At 34.6% G+C, this 21,240-nt stretch carries 29 protein-coding genes and 1 pseudogene; 10 read left to right on the top strand and 20 right to left on the bottom strand.

Going from position 1 to position 21,240, the window contains the following annotated elements; genetic code table 11:
• Positions 1-20 precede the first annotated feature (20 nt).
• Positions 21-497 (top strand): N-acetyltransferase, encoded by a 477-nt coding sequence (locus CIB95_RS02710; RefSeq protein ID WP_094921470.1) that lies wholly within the window; start codon positions 21-23, stop codon positions 495-497.
• Positions 498-631: 134 nt separating this feature from the next.
• Here CIB95_RS02710 and tnpA read toward each other — a convergent pair.
• From tnpA to CIB95_RS02685, 5 genes and pseudogenes are all read right to left on the bottom strand, one after another.
• Positions 632-1,113, bottom strand: a pseudogene (gene tnpA / locus CIB95_RS02705) (IS200/IS605 family transposase).
• Positions 1,114-1,276: 163 nt separating this feature from the next.
• A complete protein-coding gene (locus tag CIB95_RS02700; RefSeq protein ID WP_094921468.1) occupies positions 1,277-1,846 on the bottom strand; it encodes an RsfA family transcriptional regulator in 570 nt (189 codons plus the stop codon).
• A gap of 125 nt (positions 1,847-1,971) precedes the next feature.
• Complete coding sequence (locus CIB95_RS02695) at positions 1,972-2,733, bottom strand: enoyl-CoA hydratase/isomerase family protein (RefSeq protein WP_094921466.1); 762 nt, start codon at positions 2,731-2,733, stop codon at positions 1,972-1,974.
• Between the two features lie 114 nt (positions 2,734-2,847).
• Positions 2,848-3,021 carry a 50S ribosomal protein L32 gene (gene rpmF, locus CIB95_RS02690; protein ID WP_094921464.1) on the bottom strand — a complete coding sequence of 58 codons (174 nt, stop codon included), beginning with the start codon at positions 3,019-3,021 and terminating at the stop codon, positions 2,848-2,850.
• Positions 3,022-3,056: 35 nt separating this feature from the next.
• The gene (locus CIB95_RS02685; protein WP_094921462.1) at positions 3,057-3,575 is read right to left on the bottom strand and encodes a YceD family protein; all 519 of its coding nucleotides are present in this window, start codon (positions 3,573-3,575) and stop codon (positions 3,057-3,059) included.
• A gap of 125 nt (positions 3,576-3,700) precedes the next feature.
• On the opposite strand from CIB95_RS02685, the gene CIB95_RS02680 reads away from it, so the two are divergent.
• Entirely contained in the window at positions 3,701-4,930 is a 1,230-nt protein-coding gene (locus CIB95_RS02680) for a nucleotidyltransferase (RefSeq protein ID WP_094921460.1), read from the top strand.
• Positions 4,931-4,999: 69 nt separating this feature from the next.
• On the opposite strand, the gene CIB95_RS02675 is transcribed toward CIB95_RS02680, so the two are convergent.
• Both CIB95_RS02675 and CIB95_RS02670 read right to left on the bottom strand, forming a co-directional pair.
• On the bottom strand, positions 5,000-6,034 hold the full coding sequence (locus tag CIB95_RS02675) for a SepM family pheromone-processing serine protease (protein ID WP_233143881.1): 1,035 nt from the start codon (positions 6,032-6,034) through the stop codon (positions 5,000-5,002).
• Positions 6,025-6,819: a patatin-like phospholipase family protein gene (locus tag CIB95_RS02670; protein ID WP_094921457.1), complete on the bottom strand. Its 795-nt coding sequence runs from the start codon at positions 6,817-6,819 to the stop codon at positions 6,025-6,027. Before CIB95_RS02670 ends, CIB95_RS02675 begins: the two co-directional genes overlap by 10 nt.
• A gap of 112 nt (positions 6,820-6,931) precedes the next feature.
• On the opposite strand from CIB95_RS02670, the gene ylbJ reads away from it, so the two are divergent.
• The gene (gene ylbJ, locus CIB95_RS02665) at positions 6,932-8,155 is read left to right on the top strand and encodes a sporulation integral membrane protein YlbJ (protein ID WP_094921454.1); all 1,224 of its coding nucleotides are present in this window, start codon (positions 6,932-6,934) and stop codon (positions 8,153-8,155) included.
• Positions 8,156-8,311: 156 nt separating this feature from the next.
• Here the strand turns inward: ylbJ and CIB95_RS02660 are convergent, their stop codons facing one another.
• The 3 genes from CIB95_RS02660 to rsmD all read right to left on the bottom strand — a co-directional run bounded on the left by CIB95_RS02660 (position 8,312) and on the right by rsmD (position 10,048).
• Complete coding sequence (locus tag CIB95_RS02660; protein ID WP_142296455.1) at positions 8,312-8,827, bottom strand: hypothetical protein; 516 nt, start codon at positions 8,825-8,827, stop codon at positions 8,312-8,314.
• Positions 8,828-8,970: 143 nt separating this feature from the next.
• Positions 8,971-9,456 (bottom strand): pantetheine-phosphate adenylyltransferase, encoded by a 486-nt coding sequence (coaD, locus tag CIB95_RS02655; RefSeq protein ID WP_094921448.1) that lies wholly within the window; start codon positions 9,454-9,456, stop codon positions 8,971-8,973.
• 16 nt (positions 9,457-9,472) lie between these two features.
• Positions 9,473-10,048 (bottom strand): 16S rRNA (guanine(966)-N(2))-methyltransferase RsmD, encoded by a 576-nt coding sequence (rsmD, locus tag CIB95_RS02650; RefSeq protein WP_094921446.1) that lies wholly within the window; start codon positions 10,046-10,048, stop codon positions 9,473-9,475.
• 337 nt (positions 10,049-10,385) lie between these two features.
• Between rsmD and CIB95_RS02645 the strand changes: the two genes are divergently transcribed.
• Positions 10,386-10,775 carry a DUF7147 family protein gene (locus CIB95_RS02645; RefSeq protein ID WP_094921444.1) on the top strand — a complete coding sequence of 130 codons (390 nt, stop codon included), beginning with the start codon at positions 10,386-10,388 and terminating at the stop codon, positions 10,773-10,775.
• A gap of 77 nt (positions 10,776-10,852) precedes the next feature.
• On the opposite strand, the gene CIB95_RS02640 is transcribed toward CIB95_RS02645, so the two are convergent.
• Positions 10,853-11,128, bottom strand: coding sequence for a YlbG family protein (locus CIB95_RS02640; RefSeq protein ID WP_094921442.1), 276 nt, complete (start codon positions 11,126-11,128; stop codon positions 10,853-10,855).
• Positions 11,129-11,213: 85 nt separating this feature from the next.
• On the opposite strand from CIB95_RS02640, the gene CIB95_RS02635 reads away from it, so the two are divergent.
• On the top strand, positions 11,214-11,531 hold the full coding sequence (locus CIB95_RS02635) for a hypothetical protein (RefSeq protein WP_094921440.1): 318 nt from the start codon (positions 11,214-11,216) through the stop codon (positions 11,529-11,531).
• Positions 11,532-12,205: 674 nt separating this feature from the next.
• Positions 12,206-12,811 carry a YdcF family protein gene (locus CIB95_RS02630; protein ID WP_094921437.1) on the top strand — a complete coding sequence of 202 codons (606 nt, stop codon included), beginning with the start codon at positions 12,206-12,208 and terminating at the stop codon, positions 12,809-12,811.
• A gap of 85 nt (positions 12,812-12,896) precedes the next feature.
• Here the strand turns inward: CIB95_RS02630 and CIB95_RS02625 are convergent, their stop codons facing one another.
• From CIB95_RS02625 to CIB95_RS02610, 4 genes are all read right to left on the bottom strand, one after another.
• Entirely contained in the window at positions 12,897-13,337 is a 441-nt protein-coding gene (locus CIB95_RS02625) for a YlbF family regulator (RefSeq protein WP_094921434.1), read from the bottom strand.
• Positions 13,338-13,398: 61 nt separating this feature from the next.
• On the bottom strand, positions 13,399-13,842 hold the full coding sequence (locus CIB95_RS02620; RefSeq protein WP_094921432.1) for a hypothetical protein: 444 nt from the start codon (positions 13,840-13,842) through the stop codon (positions 13,399-13,401).
• Positions 13,843-13,941: 99 nt separating this feature from the next.
• Complete coding sequence (locus CIB95_RS02615) at positions 13,942-14,187, bottom strand: YlbE-like family protein (RefSeq protein ID WP_094921429.1); 246 nt, start codon at positions 14,185-14,187, stop codon at positions 13,942-13,944.
• 14 nt (positions 14,188-14,201) lie between these two features.
• Complete coding sequence (locus CIB95_RS02610; RefSeq protein WP_233143880.1) at positions 14,202-14,618, bottom strand: YlbD family protein; 417 nt, start codon at positions 14,616-14,618, stop codon at positions 14,202-14,204.
• A 133-nt stretch (positions 14,619-14,751) separates the two neighbouring features.
• Between CIB95_RS02610 and CIB95_RS02605 the strand changes: the two genes are divergently transcribed.
• Positions 14,752-15,255, top strand: a complete 504-nt coding sequence (locus tag CIB95_RS02605) for a PaaI family thioesterase (protein ID WP_094921424.1) — start codon at positions 14,752-14,754, stop codon at positions 15,253-15,255.
• Positions 15,248-15,643 (top strand): hypothetical protein, encoded by a 396-nt coding sequence (locus tag CIB95_RS02600; RefSeq protein ID WP_094921422.1) that lies wholly within the window; start codon positions 15,248-15,250, stop codon positions 15,641-15,643. The genes CIB95_RS02605 and CIB95_RS02600 overlap by 8 nt, the downstream gene beginning before the upstream one ends.
• Before the next feature lie 135 nt (positions 15,644-15,778).
• Here CIB95_RS02600 and CIB95_RS02595 read toward each other — a convergent pair whose 3' ends face one another.
• The 4 genes from CIB95_RS02595 to safA form a co-directional block, all read right to left on the bottom strand.
• Positions 15,779-16,792 (bottom strand): S66 family peptidase, encoded by a 1,014-nt coding sequence (locus tag CIB95_RS02595; protein ID WP_094921420.1) that lies wholly within the window; start codon positions 16,790-16,792, stop codon positions 15,779-15,781.
• A 5-nt stretch (positions 16,793-16,797) separates the two neighbouring features.
• Positions 16,798-17,835 (bottom strand): CAP domain-containing protein, encoded by a 1,038-nt coding sequence (locus CIB95_RS02590; protein WP_158217546.1) that lies wholly within the window; start codon positions 17,833-17,835, stop codon positions 16,798-16,800.
• A gap of 126 nt (positions 17,836-17,961) precedes the next feature.
• On the bottom strand, positions 17,962-18,390 hold the full coding sequence (locus CIB95_RS02585) for a CBS domain-containing protein (RefSeq protein WP_094921418.1): 429 nt from the start codon (positions 18,388-18,390) through the stop codon (positions 17,962-17,964).
• Between the two features lie 20 nt (positions 18,391-18,410).
• Positions 18,411-19,040 (bottom strand): SafA/ExsA family spore coat assembly protein, encoded by a 630-nt coding sequence (gene safA / locus CIB95_RS02580; RefSeq protein ID WP_408607180.1) that lies wholly within the window; start codon positions 19,038-19,040, stop codon positions 18,411-18,413.
• Positions 19,041-19,209: 169 nt separating this feature from the next.
• Here safA and CIB95_RS02575 point away from each other — a divergent pair, with 169 nt between their 5' ends.
• Complete coding sequence (locus CIB95_RS02575) at positions 19,210-19,563, top strand: YugN family protein (RefSeq protein ID WP_094921414.1); 354 nt, start codon at positions 19,210-19,212, stop codon at positions 19,561-19,563.
• A gap of 31 nt (positions 19,564-19,594) precedes the next feature.
• Here the strand turns inward: CIB95_RS02575 and CIB95_RS02570 are convergent, their stop codons facing one another.
• Positions 19,595-19,957: an Asp23/Gls24 family envelope stress response protein gene (locus CIB95_RS02570; protein ID WP_094921411.1), complete on the bottom strand. Its 363-nt coding sequence runs from the start codon at positions 19,955-19,957 to the stop codon at positions 19,595-19,597.
• Between the two features lie 164 nt (positions 19,958-20,121).
• On the opposite strand from CIB95_RS02570, the gene ytvI reads away from it, so the two are divergent.
• A complete protein-coding gene (gene ytvI / locus CIB95_RS02565; protein ID WP_094921408.1) occupies positions 20,122-21,177 on the top strand; it encodes a sporulation integral membrane protein YtvI in 1,056 nt (351 codons plus the stop codon).
• Positions 21,178-21,240 lie beyond the last annotated feature (63 nt).

Below are 21,240 nucleotides of genomic sequence, written 5' to 3'. Positions count from 1 at the left end.
TTCTAGAAGAGGTGATACGTTTGGAAAATTATAAAGTAAAACGATTAATTGTAAATTACAAAACGTTAGAAGAGTTTAAAAAGTTTAAACAATATGGCTTACAAGAGTTATCAATGCTTGAAGATTTGCAAAGTAATATTATTGAAAATGATAGCGAATCCCCTTTTTACGGTATCTATTTCGGAGATAAATTAGTTGCACGTATGAGTCTTTATAAGGTTGATAAACAATTCGACAGATATTTTGAACCACAACACGAGTTTTTAGAACTTTGGAAACTGGAAGTATTACCTAACTATTGCAACAAAGGGTATGGAACAGCTTTAGTAAACTTCGCTAAAAGCTTTAAACTACCAATCAAAACTAATCCGCGTGTTCAATCACATGGTTTTTGGGAAAGAATGGGGTTTGAAACGGTTACTTACGATGTACAACGTGACAGAGGCGAGAATCCATTAGTTTGGTTACCTGAAGGCGTAAAATTAAAAGAAGATTAATAAAAACCACCCGTGATAACGGGTGGTTTTCTCTGCGGCTGAAAGCCTTTGTTACTGACCAAGCCCTAAAGGGCTACTGAATGGTTCGCCAGGTGTACTACTTTTACTGGCCAGACCTCAAAGGCCTTCTGCCTTTATCTTTTCTTTTTCTTCTTCGTTTCTTCCCCTGTGAATGGATCAATATATTCCATCATACTTAATTGTTCTGCGACTATATCATCTTGTATTTGATTTTTTATATATTCTTGTATTACTTTCTTATTTCTTCCTACTGTGTCCACATAATATCCTGTACACCAAAATTTTCGATTTCCATATCGATATTTCAAATTGGCATGGCGATCGAATATCATTAAACTACTTTTTCCTTTCAAGTATCCTACGAACGAGGATACACTTAATTTAGGTGGAATACTAACTAACATATGTACGTGATCGATACAGGCAGTCGCTTCTATTATTCGACTCCTTTCCTCTCACATAAGGCACGAAGTATTTCTCCGATATCTTTTTTTATTCTTCCATAAATGACTTGTCTTCTATACTTTGGTGCAAACACGATGTGATACTTACAATTCCATGTTGTGTGTGCTAAACTATTATTGTCTTTTGACATTCTGACTCCTCCGTATGCTGATATTTTGGTTGGCGAACCAAAAATATTTTAGCACCTCGGGGGAGTTTTTTTAATACCTCGCTGGAAGCTTTTTAGAACCCTAGGCCTAGCCTAGGGTTTTCTTTTCCATAAATAAAGAGGAATTAGCGAAAGCTAATTCCTCTTATTTTTTTGCATCTTGTAATTGAGCATTTCCATTTTTATATTTTGCTTGCTTATCATCATTTACAACAATCATTTGTCGCGCGCGATTCATAATATCCAATAATGAACGGTAGTCCTTCTGAATACTTTGATACTTATCTTGTAGCAATATTAAATCTCTTTTTAATCGCTCATTTTCTTCTTTCAACTCATCGTTTTCACGTTTAACATCCGCGTTGCTGTTGTTATTGTTTAAAGAAGCCAAGAAATTAATTACTTGATTAATTGTAATATTTTCACTATTTTCTTGCGGTTTACTATACGTAAAGTTATGTTTTTCATTTTTTCTTTTTGGTTTTTTCTTTAATTCTTTGCGTTGTTTTTTTGCTAATTCAACGGCAGTATTATATTTTTTTCGAACTAATGAATTCCAACGAAACCCACAAGCTGCGGCAGATCTTCTTAATTGAGCCCCAATTTCCTCAAATGCTGCTAACTGTGTACTTCCCTCACGAATATGCCTTAAAACTACTTCCGCAAGCATCATATCCTCATTATCTGTCCATGCATCTTGCCTAATGACTGACATGTTAACCACTCCCATTCCTATATTTCTATTCTTACTTCAAACATATGCAAGCTTGAAAAAAGATAGACTATGTTTTCTACTAATATTCCAAAATATTGAAGAAAAGAGAGTAGTTATAGAGCTTGTTACTTTCTCAGAAAAGCATTAACTGCATCGTGATGTTCTTTTTCTTGCCAAAGCGTTGCACATTGTTCTATTTCACGCTCCATTCGAACTTTAACATCCAGTGTATGAAGGCGATCGATATAATAACTTTTATACGACTGTAAAACTGCTAAACTAGGATGAATTAGTGGTTTAATCCACTCTTCTATTTGTGCTTCAATAGGTTCTTCTCTATTTAAAAGGCTATTGATAAAGCCAATTTTCAAACCTTCCTCTGTCTGTTTTCTTTCACAAGAATGTAATAATGGCAATGCTAAACTAGGATGAATTCTTTCCATTAGTAGAGTAGTACCTCCCCAACCAGTTGTTATTCCTAAACTACCTTGGATGAATCCAAATTTATTGCCAGGGAGAGCTAGTCTGTAATCACATGATGTTGCAAGTTCACACCCTCCACCAACAGCCGTGCCATTTAAAAAGGCTACTGTAATTTTTGGGAATGTCGCAATGCGATATAAAACATCTCCCATTTTAGAAAGCATTACCAATGCTTCTTCCTTCGTATGTAACGAATGAAACTTTTGCAAGTCTCCACCAGAACAAAACGTTTTTTCGCCAGCCCCTGTTAAAATGATAGCTTTTACACCACTATCCTTTTCTGCTGTAGTTAAGTGGGACATCAATTGATCCATGACATCATAATCAATTGCATTGTGAACGTTTGGACGGTTAATCATTATCCAACATAAAGATCCCATTTTTTTGTAAGTCACTTTCTCCATTTGTTTGTCACACCTTTACTAGCAATTGAAGTCATCTATCTCAACCATATATAACTAGGAAAAAAAGTCAATAAAAAAAAGCAGAGGATATCCTCTACTTTTTTTCTGAAATTATTATTTGCTAATAACTTCTTTTCCTTTGTACTGTCCACACTCTTTACAGATACGGTGTGAAATCTTCAACTCACCACAGTTAGGGCAAGCAACCATGCCTGGAACTTGTAACTTAAAATGAGTACGGCGAAGTCTTTTTTTCGTTTTAGAAGTTTTTCTAAAAGGTACTGCCACGGTTCCCACCTCCTTACAACATATGTCTTAACTTTTTAATTTTTATCAAAAAATTTAGCTAATTCCGCTAATCTCGGATCCAATTGTTTCGGCTTTTCGTTTTCAGAGATTAGCTCCCAATCGTTACCTTTTGGAGGCGCCTCTGTTTCCTGACCTTCTTCAATATTCTCTTTGAAAATTTGTAACGGAACTTCTAGTAAGATATTTTCCTTGACATACGGTAATAAGTCAAGGGTTTCTCCATCAATACTATGAATATCTTCATCTTCATACATCGAGGCATTATCGCTTAAGAGAAACGTTTCTACTGTATGGATATCTAATGGATATTCCACATCCTCTAATGTCCGCGAACAAGGTAATATCATTTCCCCAGTAATATGCAATTGAAAAGTAATCTTACCAGCACCGATGTCTCCTCGACCGGTTACAGTAACTGGGTCAATCTTTTTAATTTGTGACTCTCGTTCCATAAGGTCACTTACATCTACTGTTTCATTAATATTTATTCCCGTATCACGGTATCGATTTAGTTGAAATACTGACCATTTCATCTTATTCACCTCAAGACAACAAAGCTAATTATAGCTATCGTTTCACTATTTGTCAATGTTTTTTCTTTACACTATAATAAGGGTACTAATCTAATTCTAACAATACATTCGAAGGGAAGAAATCTATGAAAGCTGCTGGTGTTATCGTAGAATACAATCCGTTTCATAATGGGCATTACTTTCACCTTCAAGGTACAAAAGAACAAACAAATGCAGATGTTTACATCGCTGTAATGAGCGGAAACTTCTTACAACGTGGCGAGCCTGCATTAGTTTCTAAATGGACTCGTGCAAAAATGGCATTACAAGCTGGCGTTGACTTAGTTATTGAATTGCCATATGCCTTTGCTACAGGGAAAGCCGAAGTTTTTTCTAATGGTGCAATTTCTGCTTTAGATACGTTATTCGTTTCAGACATCTGTTTTGGTAGTGAACACGGTTCAATTGATGCATTCAAGAACACTGTACAATACATGACAGAAAATAAACAAGTTTTTGACGAACAATTAAAAAAAGAAATTGCTAAAGGGTATAGTTTTCCAAAAGCTTCATCTCTAGCCTATAATTCCCTAGACAGTGCAAAATATACTGTTGACTTATCAATGCCAAATAATATTTTAGGTTACCATTATGTTAAAGCAATTCACGAACAAAAAAGTTCTATCCAGCCACATACGTTAAAAAGAACGGGCGCAGGCTATCACGATGAAAAGCCATTCGATAATACAATCGCAAGTGCTACTGGAATTAGAAAAATATTACTTGGCAATAATGGCGAACTTAATAAAATTAAATCATTAGTCCCAGAAACTACATATGATGCACTAATCAGCTATTATGAATCATATCAGACTTATCATCATTGGGATATATATTTCCCTTATTTACAATATAAACTATCAGTGACAGACCCTGCTGAACTTCGAACCATATATGAGGCCGAAGAAGGTTTAGAATATCGTGTGATAGACAAAATAAAAGATGCTTCAAATTTCACTGAATTCATGGAAGCCATTAAAACGAAAAGATATACTTGGACTCGTTTACAGCGCTTTTTAACCCATATCTTAACGAATACAACGAAAGAAGAAATGGCACCTTATTTAGAGAAAATGGAAGTCAATTATATAAGAATATTAGGGATGACAGATCGAGGACAAGCTTATTTAAAAGAAGTAAAGAAAAAAGTTGAAAAACCAATCATTACAAACTTAAATGCAAAACATGATGATCCAATGTTAAAAATGGACATCCGTGCCACTAGAGCATATGCACTTGGATATCCTCAAGAGATAAGAACAAGCTTAATTAATCAAGAATACCGTACAACCCCTGTGCGCATCAGTCACTTATAATAAACTGCCAAGATCGTATATTGTCATTAAAAAAGAACTTTGCACAAAAATGGCAAAGTTCTTTCTCTTTTACTTAAGGTTCATTAAATAGTTCAATGCATCTTCAAAAGTATCGACAGGTACAATTTTCATCGTTGTTCCAATATCCTCTGCCGCTTTTAAAGCATTTTTATAATTTGAGTCTTCATCCCCACCTTCATTTGGGGCGAAAAATATGGCTGCACCAGCATGATCCGCAGCAACTACTTTCTGTTTAATTCCACCAATCGGGCCAACTTTCCCACTTTCAGAGATTGTACCAGTTCCGGCAATTTTCAAACCATGTGTTAGATCAGTTTCAACTAGTTGGTTGTAAATAGCTAACGTAAACATAAGTCCAGCAGATGGGCCACCGATATCTTCAGAATCAACTTCAATTTTCGGATCTGTTATTAATTCACGTTCTACCTTATGCGATATACCAATACCTACTTTTTCCTCTGTACCTACTTGATATTTCTTTGGAAAAGGAGCTAAAGGCAAGGTAACTGTCAACGATTCGTTTGCTCGGATTATTTCAAATTGAATTATATCGCCTTTCTTTTTCCCTTCAATCGCAACTTCTAAATCTTCATGATTAAAAATTGTATGTTTGTCCGCAGCGACAATTCGGTCGCCAACTTGGAGGGCTTTTTCCGATGGCATTCCTTCAATAATTGAAAGGACTACCAAACCTTTATCTTTTATTTCAATCGTTTTATTAGCTTTAGTATAGGCAACAATAATCGCTGTTTCTTTCGAGTTTTCCATGTAATGTAATTGTCTAGTATGATATTCTTCATCACTTTCATCATCACGGCGAATTTCCTCAATAGAATATAAATCTCGATAGTCACTAACTTTTGCCCATAGATAATTAACCACATTTGCCTTGCCAACTAGCACTGTCGTCAACATAAATGCACCTTCAGAGCCATGTCCACCCTCAACGGCAACCAATGGAGTTAAATTTTGAGCGTCTCCTGGCTGTGTAACATAATAAGGTAATTCAATAAATGTGACAGCTAGTACAATTAACAAGAACGATAGGATAGAAAATTTCCGCAATGAGTTTTTTAAGAACAACCTTCTTGCTCCTTCCACTTCTCAATTTCTTCTTTTATTTTTGGTATACATTTTTTTGTTTCCCTTTCACCACACTCAATAATTTCTTGAATGTTTTCAAACGCACGAGAACTAAATTTCTCAGTCTTCGGTCGAATCATAACGTTGGCATCCATCGCCATATGTCTCACTAGTTCTCGTTGCATAATATCGATGCTTTGAATGATAACATCTTGAATTGAACTAATTTTTGGTTCTGCAATAAATGGGGAAACATCAACTGCGATGACAATATCTGCACCCATTTCTTTTGCTACGGTGACAGGCACCCGATCTACGACTCCACCATCGATATATAATCTACCATCGATTTGCTCTGGAACGAATATTCCAGGTATAGAAATACTAGCTCTTACCGCATCGCTTAAATTTCCTTTTGTGAAAACTACTTTTTCCCCTTTTAATAAATCGGTGGCAACAATTCCAACAGGTATAGATAATTCTTCAATTGTTTTACCTTTCGTGAAGAACCTCACTAATTCCTTTACTTTTCTACCAGAAATAAACCCCATCTTAGGAAGGGTAAAATCTAAGTAATATTTTCTTCTAAATGATGTAGATAATTTTACCATTGTATTCATATCATATCCAGAACCATAAAAGGCGGCAACCAATGATCCCATGCTACTACCAGCAATGAGGTCAATTGGTATTCCTTCTTCTATTAATGATTTTATCACACCAACATGTGCAAAACCTCTAGCACCACCTGAACCAAGTGCAATTCCTATTTTAGGGTTAGCCACTTTTTATCCCCCATTTACTCTCTGTATATTTGTATTTCATTCATATGGTCTAAATTGACTATGTATACGCGTATATTTAGTTTTAGGACATGTTTTTCAGGGGGACTTAATTTTGAATGCTTCTACTATTAAAACAATAACCCTATCATTATCAACGACATTCATTGCCTTTTCATTGATTCTTTTTCCTAAAGCATCCTTTGAAGCATCCTTAAGAGGTTTGCAAATGTGGTGGGAAGTCGTCTTTCCATCATTACTCCCGTTTTTTATCGTATCTGAGCTACTTATCGGCTTTGGGGTCGTTCGTTTTATAGGCGTTTTATTAGAACCTATTATGAGGCCACTATTCCGTGTTCCTGGAAGTGGTGGATTCGTTTGGGCAATGGGACTGGCATCGGGGTTTCCGGCCGGAGCAAAATTTACAGCAAGACTACGGCAAGAGGAAGAATTGACGGCAATTGAGGCTGAAAGATTAGTTTCTTTCACAAACTCTTCAAACCCTCTTTTTATTTTCAGTGCTATTTCAGTCGGTTTTTTTGCAAATGCGCAACTTGGCATTTTACTGGCATTATCACATTATTTAGGGAATATTTGCGTTGGTCTTTTAATGCGATTTCACGGTAAAAAAGAAGAAAAGAAAAAACAAAATGAGAAAAAGAAACCAATCCTCATTGAAGCTTTTAAATCGATGCATGTAACGAGATTAGAGGATAAAAGGCCATTTGGTAAGCTGTTAGGAGATGCAGTATACTCTTCCATTTCTACGCTACTAATGATCGGTGGCTTTATTATATTATTTTCTGTACTAAATAGTATTTTATCTCTCATCAATTTAACTTCTATTTTAGCAACAGGTATTTCTATACTATTAGCTGTATTCTATCTCCCAGATTTCTTAAGTGTTCCCCTATTATCAGGGTTATTTGAAATAACGCTAGGCAGTAAGCTTACTAGTGCCACAGAAAATGTTTCGTTGTTACATAAAGTAATTATAACTAGTTTCATATTAGGGTTTAGCGGTTTTTCCGTACAAGCACAAGTTGCTAGTATCCTAGCTGAAACTGATATTCGCTTCAAACCATTTTTTGTGGCACGAATTTTTCACGGGCTAATTGCTGCATTCTTAGCGTACGTACTCTATGAACCAATATATCAAAATAGATTAGGTAAAGACTTGCCAGTTTTCGCGCCATTTTACGAAAACAACCAAGCTGAGTCTACAGCTTGGCAGTTATGGGAGCATCTTACTTCAATCGGTCCACTCTTTACGTTATTCGGACTATGTTTATTTATAACAATGCATATGGGTAGAATGAAAAACGAGCGAACTAATTAAAAAAAGCCCTTCAGAGGGCAATATAATAAGTGATTCTATTTGATAAAAGTAAATTTCATTCAAAGGCAGGGAGAAACTTTCCTTGCCTTTAATTGAAATTATAATTCTATTATTGCAGCTGTTTTTAAATATTTTTTAGTACCTACCAATAAAAGACTATTCGTCCGTAATAATTCCATCATCAAATGGTATGTTTTGAAATTGTGTTATTCCGAACTTACTATAAGTTATTCTTACAGTTTTAATATCATTATCCATCTCAGGATCAACTAATTTAACTATTAAAACTAAATAAAATTCATCTTTTACTTGATAACCATTTACAGGAATTAATTCATCAACAATTCCTTCCTTAATAGCTTGTTCTTCCGGAAAAGCCCCGCGCATGTTGTTAGCTACAAATGTTTTTATTCGAAATTGAACGTCATTTTCCGTTATTACTATTCCATCATTCTTTATGAATTCCACTTTTTCTAAGGTTGGATTACCTATTCCATCCCATGTAAAATGGTAATCGACATAGTAGGCTTTCCCATCATTAGTTATGCTTTTCCCAAAAGTTGTATGCCCCCACTTCGTAAACTCTCCATCATGACTTACATAATAAAAAAGACCGCCAATGCTCATTGCTAAGAAAATAATAAATGAACTCACCATTAAAGTTTTCCTCATTAAATCCCTCTCTCTTCCATTCACAATAATGAATTGTTTATATTTTAGAATATTATAACATTTTTTTACAAATGCATTCGACTATGTATCTTAAATAAAAAAACCAAACCACATGTGCGGTTTGGCGGATAATTGATTTTAAGTCAGTTTGTGGAGAATTTTTCTTTCAACGCCTTTTCAACAATTTCAGGAACTAAATCATTAACTGGCGCATGGTATTGAGCAACTTCTTTAACAATACTCGAACTCAAGAATGAATATTGATGATTTGTCATAACGAAAAACGTATCAATATCTTCGTTTAATTTGCGATTAATTGAAGCAATTTTCATTTCAAATTCGAAATCTGAAACAGCGCGCAAACCTCGAATAATTGCATCTGCTCCTTTTTTACTAGCATAATCAATTAATAACCCATCACAACTATCTATCTCTACATTAGGTAAATCTTTCGTTACTTCCTTTAAAAGTTGCACTCGTTCATCCGTTGTAAAAAGTGGATTTTTACTCGCATTGTTAAATACTGCGACAATTACTTTATCAAAAACCTTTGCACCTCGAGAAATAATATCCAAATGTCCAAAAGTAACCGGATCAAAACTTCCTGGACAAATTGCTAATTTTGGCATAGAGCGTACTCCCCTTCTATTCATTCGAATCTTCAATATCGACATATGTATAAATCGTTACTGCTATTTGTTTCCCGTAGATCTCAACCTTACTTTTCGCAAAGCTTGCAATCGTATCTGGTAGCTTTTCCGAAGCATCATGTTCACAAATAATTTTTCCATTGCTTTGAAGTAGCTTATATTCATCAATCAGCTCCATTACTTTCGGAATTGATTTGGCTGCGTACGGCGGATCTAAAAAAATCATATCAAATGTAAGTTCTCTTTTATGTAATGCTTTTAATGCTCGTACTGCATCATTTCGGTATATTTCCACTTTATCTTCGTAATGACACTTTTTCACGTTTTCTTTAATTGTTGAAATCGCTTTCGCTTCACGATCAACAAAGATAAACTTTTCGAAACCTCGACTTAATGATTCGATACCAAGCCCACCACTACCACCGAACAAATCTAATCCAATTCCACCATTAAAGAAAGGACCAATCATATTAAAAATTGATTCTTTTACTTTATCAGTTGTTGGTCTAGTTGACGTGCCAGGCACAGCTTTTAACGGTCTTCCTTTACATTCACCAGAAATTACTCTCATATTCAACACCACTCGTATTTATTTCTTCAAATAAATCCTACCATAAAATCGAAAAAAGTCTAAACAAAGAATAATTTCGAAATGTATAGAGTATTTTATTGTGGTCATACTTATAGTAACAACATCGTAGTGATGTTGTTGCCAACCGTGGAGAAGACTTACGTTTCCCCATAAGTTCTTCCTCCGGTTTCTCCTCTCCCATTGCCATCTTACATGTACGAAAGTATACGTATAGAGGCACCCCACAGGAAATCCTGTGGGGATTTTTTTACACAAATGTTCTCTTTTCTTTACTTCCGTGCTAAAGTAAATATTGAATTGGAAAGGAGAGAGAAAAATGATCCAACGATTTATTGAATTAGGTGAAGGATATTCTGATATATATGAATTGCTTGAATTAGCAAAAGCTAACAAACATCGTTTATCCCACTTTATTGCTTTTCATACAGTAAAAGACGAAAAAATGGTGGCATCATTAGCAATCGTTTTAACACCAACTAATCCAGGGAATTTTCAACCTTTATACATATGCAGAGAAGGTATTCCAAATCCTGCAGAAAAACCAAATAAACGTTACGAAATGTTTGTTGATCTAGCTAAAAGCCTGGAAAAACAAGTAATTACATTAGAAGTTAAACCTTCAACAATGTTTGGTGAAACACATTTATACTACCAACATTTAATAGGTATTTTACGAATGAACCGCTATATTCCACCAATGCAGTAGCGTAAGCAATCATTTGACATAGAATAAATAAATAATTTCACCAAAATAAAAAAGCCTTCAATTTATTGAAGGCTTCTTTACAATCCCATTTTGTAATCGTATTCTTTTGCCTTATCAGGCTTAGCGTTTTGAAATTCTGTATTAATAAAAGGCTTCAATGATTTTTGGACCTTTTTTACAGAATAGATGGACTCAATTTTCGCTTTAACTTGGTCAACGTTAGCTAAATCACAATATAAAACAACATATTTCATTTTTTTGGAAACGTAATGAATGTTTCCAAATCGTCTTAGCTGCTTAACTTGTTTTAAAGAATGTAGCCATACAATAATTCCGATTCGATCCCCTATCATGACGTACTCCTTTTATTCATTCTTTTCTATAGTCTAGCATGAAGTTAATTCCGCTCGCAATTTTTTTCTTGAGAGGATAGAGAATATGAACTTAAACAGTATTTGGAAAAATTATATAGAAATTGTTTTGAGTGAAGACATAATTCTTCGTGCTGAAAAAAAAGTAGTGGCAGGTATTCCTTTTCTTTATATCAACGTCAAGGAAGAAACAGATCTTGAAATGTTGGAACAAGTACTGATAAATCATGCCATGAAATGCATGAAAGGAAAACGTTTAAATTTTGAAATAGAATTTGTTCGACAAGAAGATAAAATGTTCGTCTTTCGTGCAAGGTTTCTAGTTCCCCAAGAAAAAATGTTCTGCTGTGGAAACCTCTGTGAAAACTGTATAAGATTTAAATAAGAAAAGCTGAAGTTCCCGGTTAGCGCCGTATAACCTTATCACACTTCGACTCGAAATAAAGGAATCACAACGAGCAAATGCGAGTTGATGAAGACTTATTGAAGTGGAGAAGTGTATAGGTTACTAGGCGTTGGGAACTGAAGCTGGATCACCAAGAAAAGCGAGGCGAACGTTCAGCGACGTATAAGCTGGAGCACTTTGTTTGAGATAAAGGAAATATCGAAAAGGAAAGGCGACTGTTCATCAACGATGGAACTGGAATACTACGAATGAGATAAAGGAAACACAAAAAGCGGAGCGTTTTGATGTTGACTTATCGTAAGTGAGTAGTATGAAGTTCTCAAGTTGATAGGAGCCTTTTCTAGACACCACTTCACTGACCGATGTTGACTTATCGTAAATAAAAAGTGTGAAGATTACTAGTCGCTGTGAGCCGCAGCTGGATCATCAAGAAAAGCTGAAGTTCCCGGTTAGCGCCGTATAACCTTATCACACTTCGACTCGAAATAAAGGAGTCACAACGAGCAAATGCGAGTTGATGAAGACTTATTGAAGTGGAGAAGTTTATAGGTTACTAGGCGTTGGGAACTGAAGCTGGATCACCAAGAAAAGCGAGGCGAACGTTCAGCGACTTACGAACAGGCTAAGTATTTCAGATCAAAAAGAGGTGCCAAATGTATATATCCAATTTAGATGCAAACAAACTTACAGATACACAAATGACAAAACTATTATTCTCTGATATTGAAGATGATAATGAAAACGGAGATTGTATATTAGTTGTAGGTAGCAGTAAGGCCATTCAATATCGCTTACCAAAAGCAGTAGAGCTATATAAACAAGGAAGAGCCAATAAAATGTTGTTTTCTGGTGGAGTAAAGTGGAATGGCAGTGATCTCTCAGAAGCCGAGGCTTTGAAAAAAGAAGCAATTTCATTGGGAGTTGCTGAAACTGACATTTTAATAGAGGACAGATCATTACATACATTAGAAAATGTTTTAGCCTCCCTCTTAGTACTAGACAGAGAATTTCACTTATATAAAATTAGAAGAATTTTAGTGGTTACGACTTCTTACCATATGAAAAGATTACACCTCACACTAAAGACTTATATGCCTGAATGGATTACTTATTCTTTATGCCCTGCTGAAGATAATAACACGCGCAAGGATAATTGGTCTTCAAGTGAATTAGGTAGGCAACGTGTGAAAACTGAATCTGCAAAACTTATTACTTATGTAAAGCAGCGTGCATTGTGTGACATGAAAGTAAACATTTGAAATTTAAACAAAGAATTATCGGATTAGATGTCATACTAATAAAAATGACCAACTCCTAATGTGAGTTGGTCATTTTTATTTTATTTTAGCCACATCCACAACCGCCACCAGTAGCACAACCACCACTACATGACATTGAATCAAAGAAAGGATTTCCGGTAGGAACTTTTATTAAAGGTGAAACGGCATCCGCTATTACACGACTTACCTCATTTAATAGCGCTTCTAATGATTTTTCAGCCTTTTTAAAAGCAATAACATCTTCGTGTAAATCAACTGTACGCTTCATTTCACGTGTTTGTTGTGAAACTTCCGTATAATTTGGATGATATTTACCGAAACGTTGTACTTCCTCATACTTTTCTTTCATCTTATTGAAGTCACGGATAAGCTTTTGCAAGTCTAAATTGTTTTTCACTTTACATTTAGACGTTTTATAATCATCAAATACTTCCGATTGAAGTATTAAGTTCGCAAGGATATCTGCCTGATCGAGAATATCAACACTCGTTTGTGTCGCGAGCACCGACCATCACCTCCTACATGATAGTTTATCATGAAAGAGCAAAAAAAACGAATGCTACATGTTATGGAATTTTCACTTCCAGTTCTTCGTAAAGTTTATCATAAGGTGTATGATTGTTATGGGCAATTTCTATCTTAAGTTTATGTTTTCCTGAAGGTAAACCTTTCACAATAAAAGCTGCTTTATAAATCTTTGTGATTTTTTCGCCATTTAAATATAAATGGATATGGCCTTCACCATCTTTGTTTCTTTTACCGACATTTTCTTTTGAAAAATGAAAATTGGGAACATAGCATTCAATATAAACATCATGACCTTTTACTTCATGTTTAATAGATAAGGATCTCTTTTCATTTTTTGCGACCGCTTCCACCGTATCTGGTTCATTCACATCAATTGGAACCACGGAAATCTTCTCAATAATTTCATCAACTTTATCATTATTATGTAACGAACAACCTACTAACAGTAATACATTCATCATTATCAACATTAAAAATTTCATTGGCGATACCTCCCTTTTATTTACTATTCCCGAAATGAAAAATATCATGCCTCCTAATCTTCTCAAACCAGTTTTTTTGCAAAGAAAAAAGCTTTTGGTCTAATCATTTTGATTTTGACCAAGAGCTTTTAACAGTTCAAACATCATTCCTAGTGATTGAATTTTTTCATTCACCTTATTTACTCGTTGCGGTATCGTTTTTCCATAAAATTGTTTTGCAGCCGCTTCAAAATTTTGTATTTCTTCAGGCTCTCTTGCTAAACGTCTGTACCAAATAGGGTTCATACGAATGAAATAGTTTAACTCTGAATTTGAGTATATATAATTTTGTACTTGTTTATTCAAAGCAAAATCTCCTCTTAATCTTTTCTAAATGAAAAAGGTTGTTCATTAAAGTGCTGTTGGTGAGGAGGATGTTGTGGATGATTTGGTTTTTGGAATGAACCGATTATTTCTTGAATACTCGAAATTGCTCCACTTACTTGTGAAATATTATTTTGCAGTTGGTTAATGTCCATATTTTTCAAAACACCAAGTAAATGTTTGAGCATTTCTGCTTGATTGTCATCCTTTTTCCCATCGCTTTTACTAGTACTAATACTTCCTTTATATTGTTCCCACGTTTCATGGTCTTCCCCTAATAAATACCACTCTTCATAAGCTTCTTTCCAAGTTTTTTCTTTATTACGAACCACAGAAATAAGCTTTGGGTGTTTTCTAACAAATGCTTTAAACTCATTTACTGACGCTTTATCTGCAAACAAATTATTTTCCAACTTCATCACCTCATGTTAATTGCCTATTATATTTTAAGTAAATGGTAGGCAATTGGTGCGCCCATTTTTATTTTTAAATTGTTATCTAACTGTTACAATAGAGTATATTCAAACTAGAAAAGGTGAATAAAAATTGGCTAAAGAAATGGTAACAAGATTTGAAAATTTACTATATTCAGTAAGCGAAGAAGAATTAGAAGTAATGGAAACAATGCTTGATGCGTTGGAAAAATATAATGTTGATAAAAGTAAAACATTATTAGCTAATACTCTTAAAATGAAACCTGAAATGCAAGACGACGGGTCATGTCATTGCACCATCCCTATCACCCGATTAGTCAAAAACTTTATTAATACTGTCCATGGTGGTATTACTGCTACATTAGTCGATACGACGATGGGTTCTCTCGTAATTAATAACCTTGATCCAACTAAAGGTACTGTAACAGCTGAGCTAAAACTTAATTACTTAAAACCTGGACTTGGTAAATCATTAACTTGTGTCGCGTCATCCATCCATAAAGGTAAAAAAATTCACGTTTGTGAAGCACGAGTGTTTAATGATAAAGACGAACTAATCCTTCATGCAACAGGGAGTTTCTTTATCATCGATAAAAAGAAATTAGGTGGTGAGTAACATCGTCACTGCTATTGTCATACCGATTATAATTTTATATTTCTACTATTTATCACGGAGAGAAATAAAAAAGAAACTAGAAAGTTGGCTGAATGTAGGTACTGTTTCAGAAGACGTTCAACTTGAAGGAACTATCTCAACTATTTTTACTGAATTAGAACAGTTTTACCATGGAAAATATGTTTGGAGCTGCGAGTTAAAAGTAAAAACTTCAGACTCGGTAGTTAAAGTTAAAATGAAGAAGCCATACGTAGACAACTTTACCTCTCCTTCTTTAGAAAAAGGGCGACCGGTTATTTGTAACGGGATATGGAAAGATGGAGTTTTCCTTGCAAATAAAATTGAATTGAAAGCTAGGGCCAGCACAGTGGAAGGCGAAGTATTTTGACGAGCATTTCCTATTGTTTTATGAATAAATAAAAATACGAATTCATCCAGATTGATTTCTTTCTGAATGAGTTCGTATTTTTCTACTACAATATTTTTGTCCCAGCTTCTCTAAAAATATGAAGTTTAAAATCTATTAACTAAAATGTTGTAGCACTGTTCCCTTTCCTTCACTCACTTTCACCTCAGCGTAAGCACCATTAATAAATGTTAATTGCGGAGGTACATGACCACAATCAATGTCATATACAATTGGAATTTGCAAATCACTTGCTAAATCCTCATATACATCATTAACTGTGTAATCGTGAACAGGCATATTAGCAGCACTTCGCCCAAACAAAATCCCTGAGCAATTGTTAAACCAACCCGCTAACTTCATGTGCACTAATGTTCTTCGTAAATCTGTCGTACTCAACTCACAGTTTTCAAAATACCAAATGATCGGTTCCTCATTTATATATTTTTTGCTAAACGTTTCTACATCTCCAAAAGGAGTACCTATTAAATGTCTAACTATATCGATACAGCCTCCAAGAAGGCGTCCTTCCATACTGACCTCTTCGTTTGCAATTGTTTTCCAACTAGTTTTTTCAGTTAAATGAAAGACACAAGGAGACGGATTATTATGCTCCCATTGCTTTTGATAAAGTTCTGAAGATTGTTGTAAAATTGATTCTCCAGCTTTTGTAGCAAGCACTGATTTCCACATTGCTGTAGTCTCGTCAGAATACTCTCCTCTTAAATCAACTAAATTCGTCCCATGAGCAGTTGCCATTCCTGTATTTAAAGTAATTGCTAATAGAAGCATACTCGTATCTGAATAACCAAGGATCCACTTCTCTTTAAGTTTATCGAACTCCACATGCTCAAGCATCTCAATAAGTAGCTCTCCTCCCCATGGAGGAATAACTAGATCAATACTTGCATCTTGCATCATATGATTAAATTCATTTGCGCGCTTTTTGGCAGACGCTGATTTCGCCTTACTTTGCGTCCATATTGTTTCCCCACAAGTAACATGAAATCCTTTTTCTGTCATGCGCTGACTAGCTTGTGTAATCAATTCGTGCAATTCAGTAGGAACTCCTGACGAAGGAGCAGTTACCCCTATGTTTGCTTCCTTTTTTAATATTGGATATGTAATCAATGTTATTACTCCTTAATAAAATTTTGCGTGTAATATTTTTCAAAAACGCCAACGCCTAAATGTGTATATTTATCGCTGAGCAATGCTTTTCGATGCCCTTCGCTATTAAGCCAACCTTCTACTGCTGCTAACGCATCAACATAATTACTTGCTATGTTTTCACCAGCAAATGAAAATGATACGTCTCCTTCTTTTAGTCGATCTCCTAGGTTTCCTCTCGTTGGAGACTCATGTGCAAAATAATTGTTCTCACTCATATCTTTACTATGTTTAAAGGCAACGTTAGCTACTTCCTCGTGCCATGCTAAGGAATTAACATTAAACGTAGAACGAATAATATTTGTGATACTTAATACTTGTTGTTCGTTTGCTCGTTCTATTTCTCGCCATTGCTCACGAGAGACTGCATTATTTTCAATTAATGTGCCACGGTATTTAATTGTATAAGGTCGGTGAAGCAACAAAGCTTCTGAGTTTAAGTATCTGACGCTAGATAATTTATTTGTAAACGTATCGAAATATAACTGAGCCCATCCATTTTCAATCGCTACTATTGGTCTCATTTGTAAATCTTCTGAAGTTAATGAAAATAAGTATGAATTCCCTTCGTATGTAAAAGACACTTCATTTGTAAATGTCATTTTCGTTTCAAGATTCTCCCTAGTATCACCGATAATAAAAGGTTCAGCATTCACCTTGTCACCAAAACCAAAAGCTGAAACGACTAGCCCTTCTTTCATCGCTAATTGAAGATACTTTTGCTCTCCATTATAAATCCACCACTCATATCCATACGCAGATGGATCAATTCTATCTGGTTCACCTAACTCTTCTAATGCGTCTATGCTTTCCATGCCTACATATTTATGTATTCCTTCTGCTTTAACTTCTGTAATTTCATAATTACTTTGCGATAGTTCGCTTTGCAATATGATGGAAGATTTCCCTTCAAGAAGTGATTCAACTAATTGAAGGCTCTCTTTTGAAAAGAAAAAAAACACGATCATTGCAGCTGTTAATACAAATAAGAAAAAACCTTTCACTATCTTCAACCTCATTTCCTGGAAAATACCCTTTTTCCATTATATCTCTTTTTAAACATTAATATGAAGTAAGTTGTTTAAAAAGAGAAAGAGCTTGGCAAATGCCAAGCTCCAGAGTAAAAATCGTTATTGTTGCATGTGGTCTTGCTCTGAAATTTCACTTAATGCGTATCCAGCTTGTTCATCTGTTTCATTCCGTACAGCTAAATCACCTAAAGATACAATTCCACATAATTTTGAGTTTTCAACGACTGGTAGACGTCTGATTTGCTTTTCTGCCATAATCTTAGAAGCTTCCTCAGTAGTCATATCAGGAGATCCAGTAATTAATTCATTACTCATAATATCAGTGACTTTCGTTGAACCTGGTTTCTTTTCCGCCATTGCCCGAACGACGATATCTCGATCGGTAATCATCCCTAGTAAATGCTCGTCTTCACATATTGGAATTGCACCGACGTTTAACTGTTTCATTTTTAATGCTACTTCATACACATTATCTAACGGTGTACAATATTCTACGTTTTTTGTCATAATCTCTTGCAAAGTTCCCATAACTTTCACCACTCCCGAATTTATTTTCCGATAAACATTTGTGTCCAGTAATGACCTCCTGAACCACCTTTAGCATAGCCTACACCAATATGTGTCATTGACTTATTTAGGATATTAGCTCGATGACCAGGGCTATTCATCCATGCAGTAACAACAGCTTGAGCTGTAGTTTGCCCTTGTGCAATATTTTCTGCCGCAGTTCGATAAGTTATTCCGAAATTTTTCATCATAGTAAAAGGTGACCCATAAGTTGGAGAAGTATGTGAAAAGTATCGCTTATCTCTCATATCTACAGATTTATATCTGGCAACTCTTGAAAGTTCCCAATCAGCCTTTAATGCTGGTAATCCATTTTTAGCACGCTCTTGGTTTGTTAAAGCGATCACTTGACTTTCAATACTTTTAATATCATTAATTAGTGGTATCGTAAGCTTTTGATTAGGGTAAATTAATGCTGGGTTTTTAATATGTGGATTTGCAGCAATAATTTCACTTAACCCTACCTGATACCTTACAGCAATTTTCCACATGGAATCACCTGGTTGAACCGTATATGTAGTCGATTGCTGAGCTTGTGCCTCATCTATAGTCGTAAGACCTGTAATGAAACAACAAAAAATGAATGCAAAAAATATTGCAATTTTCTTTATCATAAATAACACCCTCCTTTTTCACTTAGGTTGTCCTATTTATGAAAAAACTCTCATAAAATTTGACAAATTTTCTAATTCGTAAGTTCGTCCTATAAAACAGATTGCATATTGAGTGCTTTCATACTATTATTAATTAAGTAAACATGTGTAAAAGGAGGAGTACATAATGAAATTTGAAGAAGTAGCCCTTTCAGGTAAAACCGTTCAATTTTCAGTGTTAGATCACTTAGCTAACGAGTTAGGATTCGTTTTAGCAGGTCAGTGGGATTATGAGCGAGTAACTTATGACTATAAATTTGAAGATATGGTTACAGGAGATGTATATTACTTACGTGTCCAAGGTATTGCAGTTGAGGGAGAAATCCCGCATAAATATGCACAAGTCAAGTTACTAACTCCACTTTTAGGGAAGTATTATTACCCTCATGGTGTTGAATATGCTGATGAAGAATTTCCTAAAAACATTTTAGAAAATAGTAAAAGAAAGCTTCAAGCACTTTCAGAAGCGCTCCAAGCTTAAAATAATGAAAACCCCCGATCATATCGGGGGTTTAATTATTTTGTGTTGAGAAATTAACTTGCTCAACCATGATATTTATTTCTTTCACAGTAATTCCTGTCATCATTTCTACTTGTTCCTTAATGTGTGCTTGTAAATTTTTGCAAACTTCGCTTAATTTTTGGTCATAATAAACAGCTATCTTTAAATCAATAATTACACCGTTATCTTCATCGTTTGTTACAATAATTCCCCTTGGCATACTGCGCTTATTTATAGCACGAACTAATTCGTCTTTGATTCCAGCTACAGTATCAGCGACCCCTTTTACTTCTGAAACAGCAATCATCGCAATCATACCAATTACTTCTTCGGCGATTCGTAATTCACCATATTGTAATGTACTTTTTATCATCTATTTCTCCTCCAATCAACACCATTATCTTACCATAATATGGGGATGTCGCCCATTGTTTCCAAAGTCGTTAAAAAATTATTCTTGAATACTGTTCAGAATACGACTTACATACTATAATAATAGTAATTACTTATAGTTTTGATGCAGAGAGGAGCGCTATTTTGGCAAATTTTTTCACTAAACAAAAAATACTTTTTTTGTTCTTAATAATTACTGTTGTTTTAATTGGTTATTGGATTTTACCTGTTTCTTTGCCAATTATCATAGCCCTCGTCACAGCAATGATGCTTGAACCAGCCGTCAAAATGTTTGAACGCTATAAGATTAAAAGAAGAATGTCGATATTAATTGTTTTTACATTATTTCTTTGTTTAATCGGTTTAAGTGGTTACTTATTAGTTACGAAAATTGTTACTGAAGGCATAAATGTCGTTAAAAATTCTCCAAAATACATTGAAGACATTAATAATTTATGGCTAAAATTTGAAGAGAAAATGAATAATGCTTCACAAGATTTACCAAAGGAACTTGTCGCTGAAATTAATAAAAATGTAAACAATTATTTTGCTGGGATTCAAGAGAAGTTGGAAAACGTAAATTGGATAACTGAAGTTACTGAAATCGGAGCTCTTTTACCAAACTATTTGGTCAGTTTTCTCGTTTATTTAATTGCCTTATTTTTATTTTTAATCGAACTACCTAAAATTAAAGAACGATTTTATGCACATTTAACCAAGAAAACTGCGGATAAAGTTAGCTTTATGAGTACTAGATTATCATCTGTCATGTTTGGGTTTTTAAAAGCACAATTCTTTGTAAGTATTATTATTTTCATTGTTGCACTTATCGGGTTATTATTTATCACTCCAAAGTATGCTCTAATAATGTCGTTAATTATTTGGATAGTAGACTTAATACCAATTATTGGTTCGATTGCAATACTCGGTCCATGGTCGTTATACCACTATATTGCTGGCGATGTTGTCTTAGGAACTAAATTATTAATTTTAGGTGCTATTTTACTTGTAATTAGACGTACAATTGAACCTAAAGTAATGGGACAACATATTGGCTTATCTCCTTTAGCAACACTTATTGCGATGTATATAGGCTTAAAGCTATTTGGCATGATTGGATTCTTTATCGGTCCATTTATTGTAATCTTCTTTAATTCTGCAAGAGAAGCGGGTTTAATAAAATTTAAGTTTAAACTGTAAAAGCTTGAGAATCATCTAAACCGTTCACTTTTGGAGTATCCTAGTAAATAGCATATATAAAAC

Source organism: Lottiidibacillus patelloidae (genome assembly GCF_002262935.1).
Lineage (GTDB): Bacteria > Bacillota > Bacilli > Bacillales > SA5d-4 > Lottiidibacillus > Lottiidibacillus patelloidae.
Note: the sequence above shows the minus strand (reverse complement) of the source record. Positions and strands in the feature narration are given on the sequence as shown.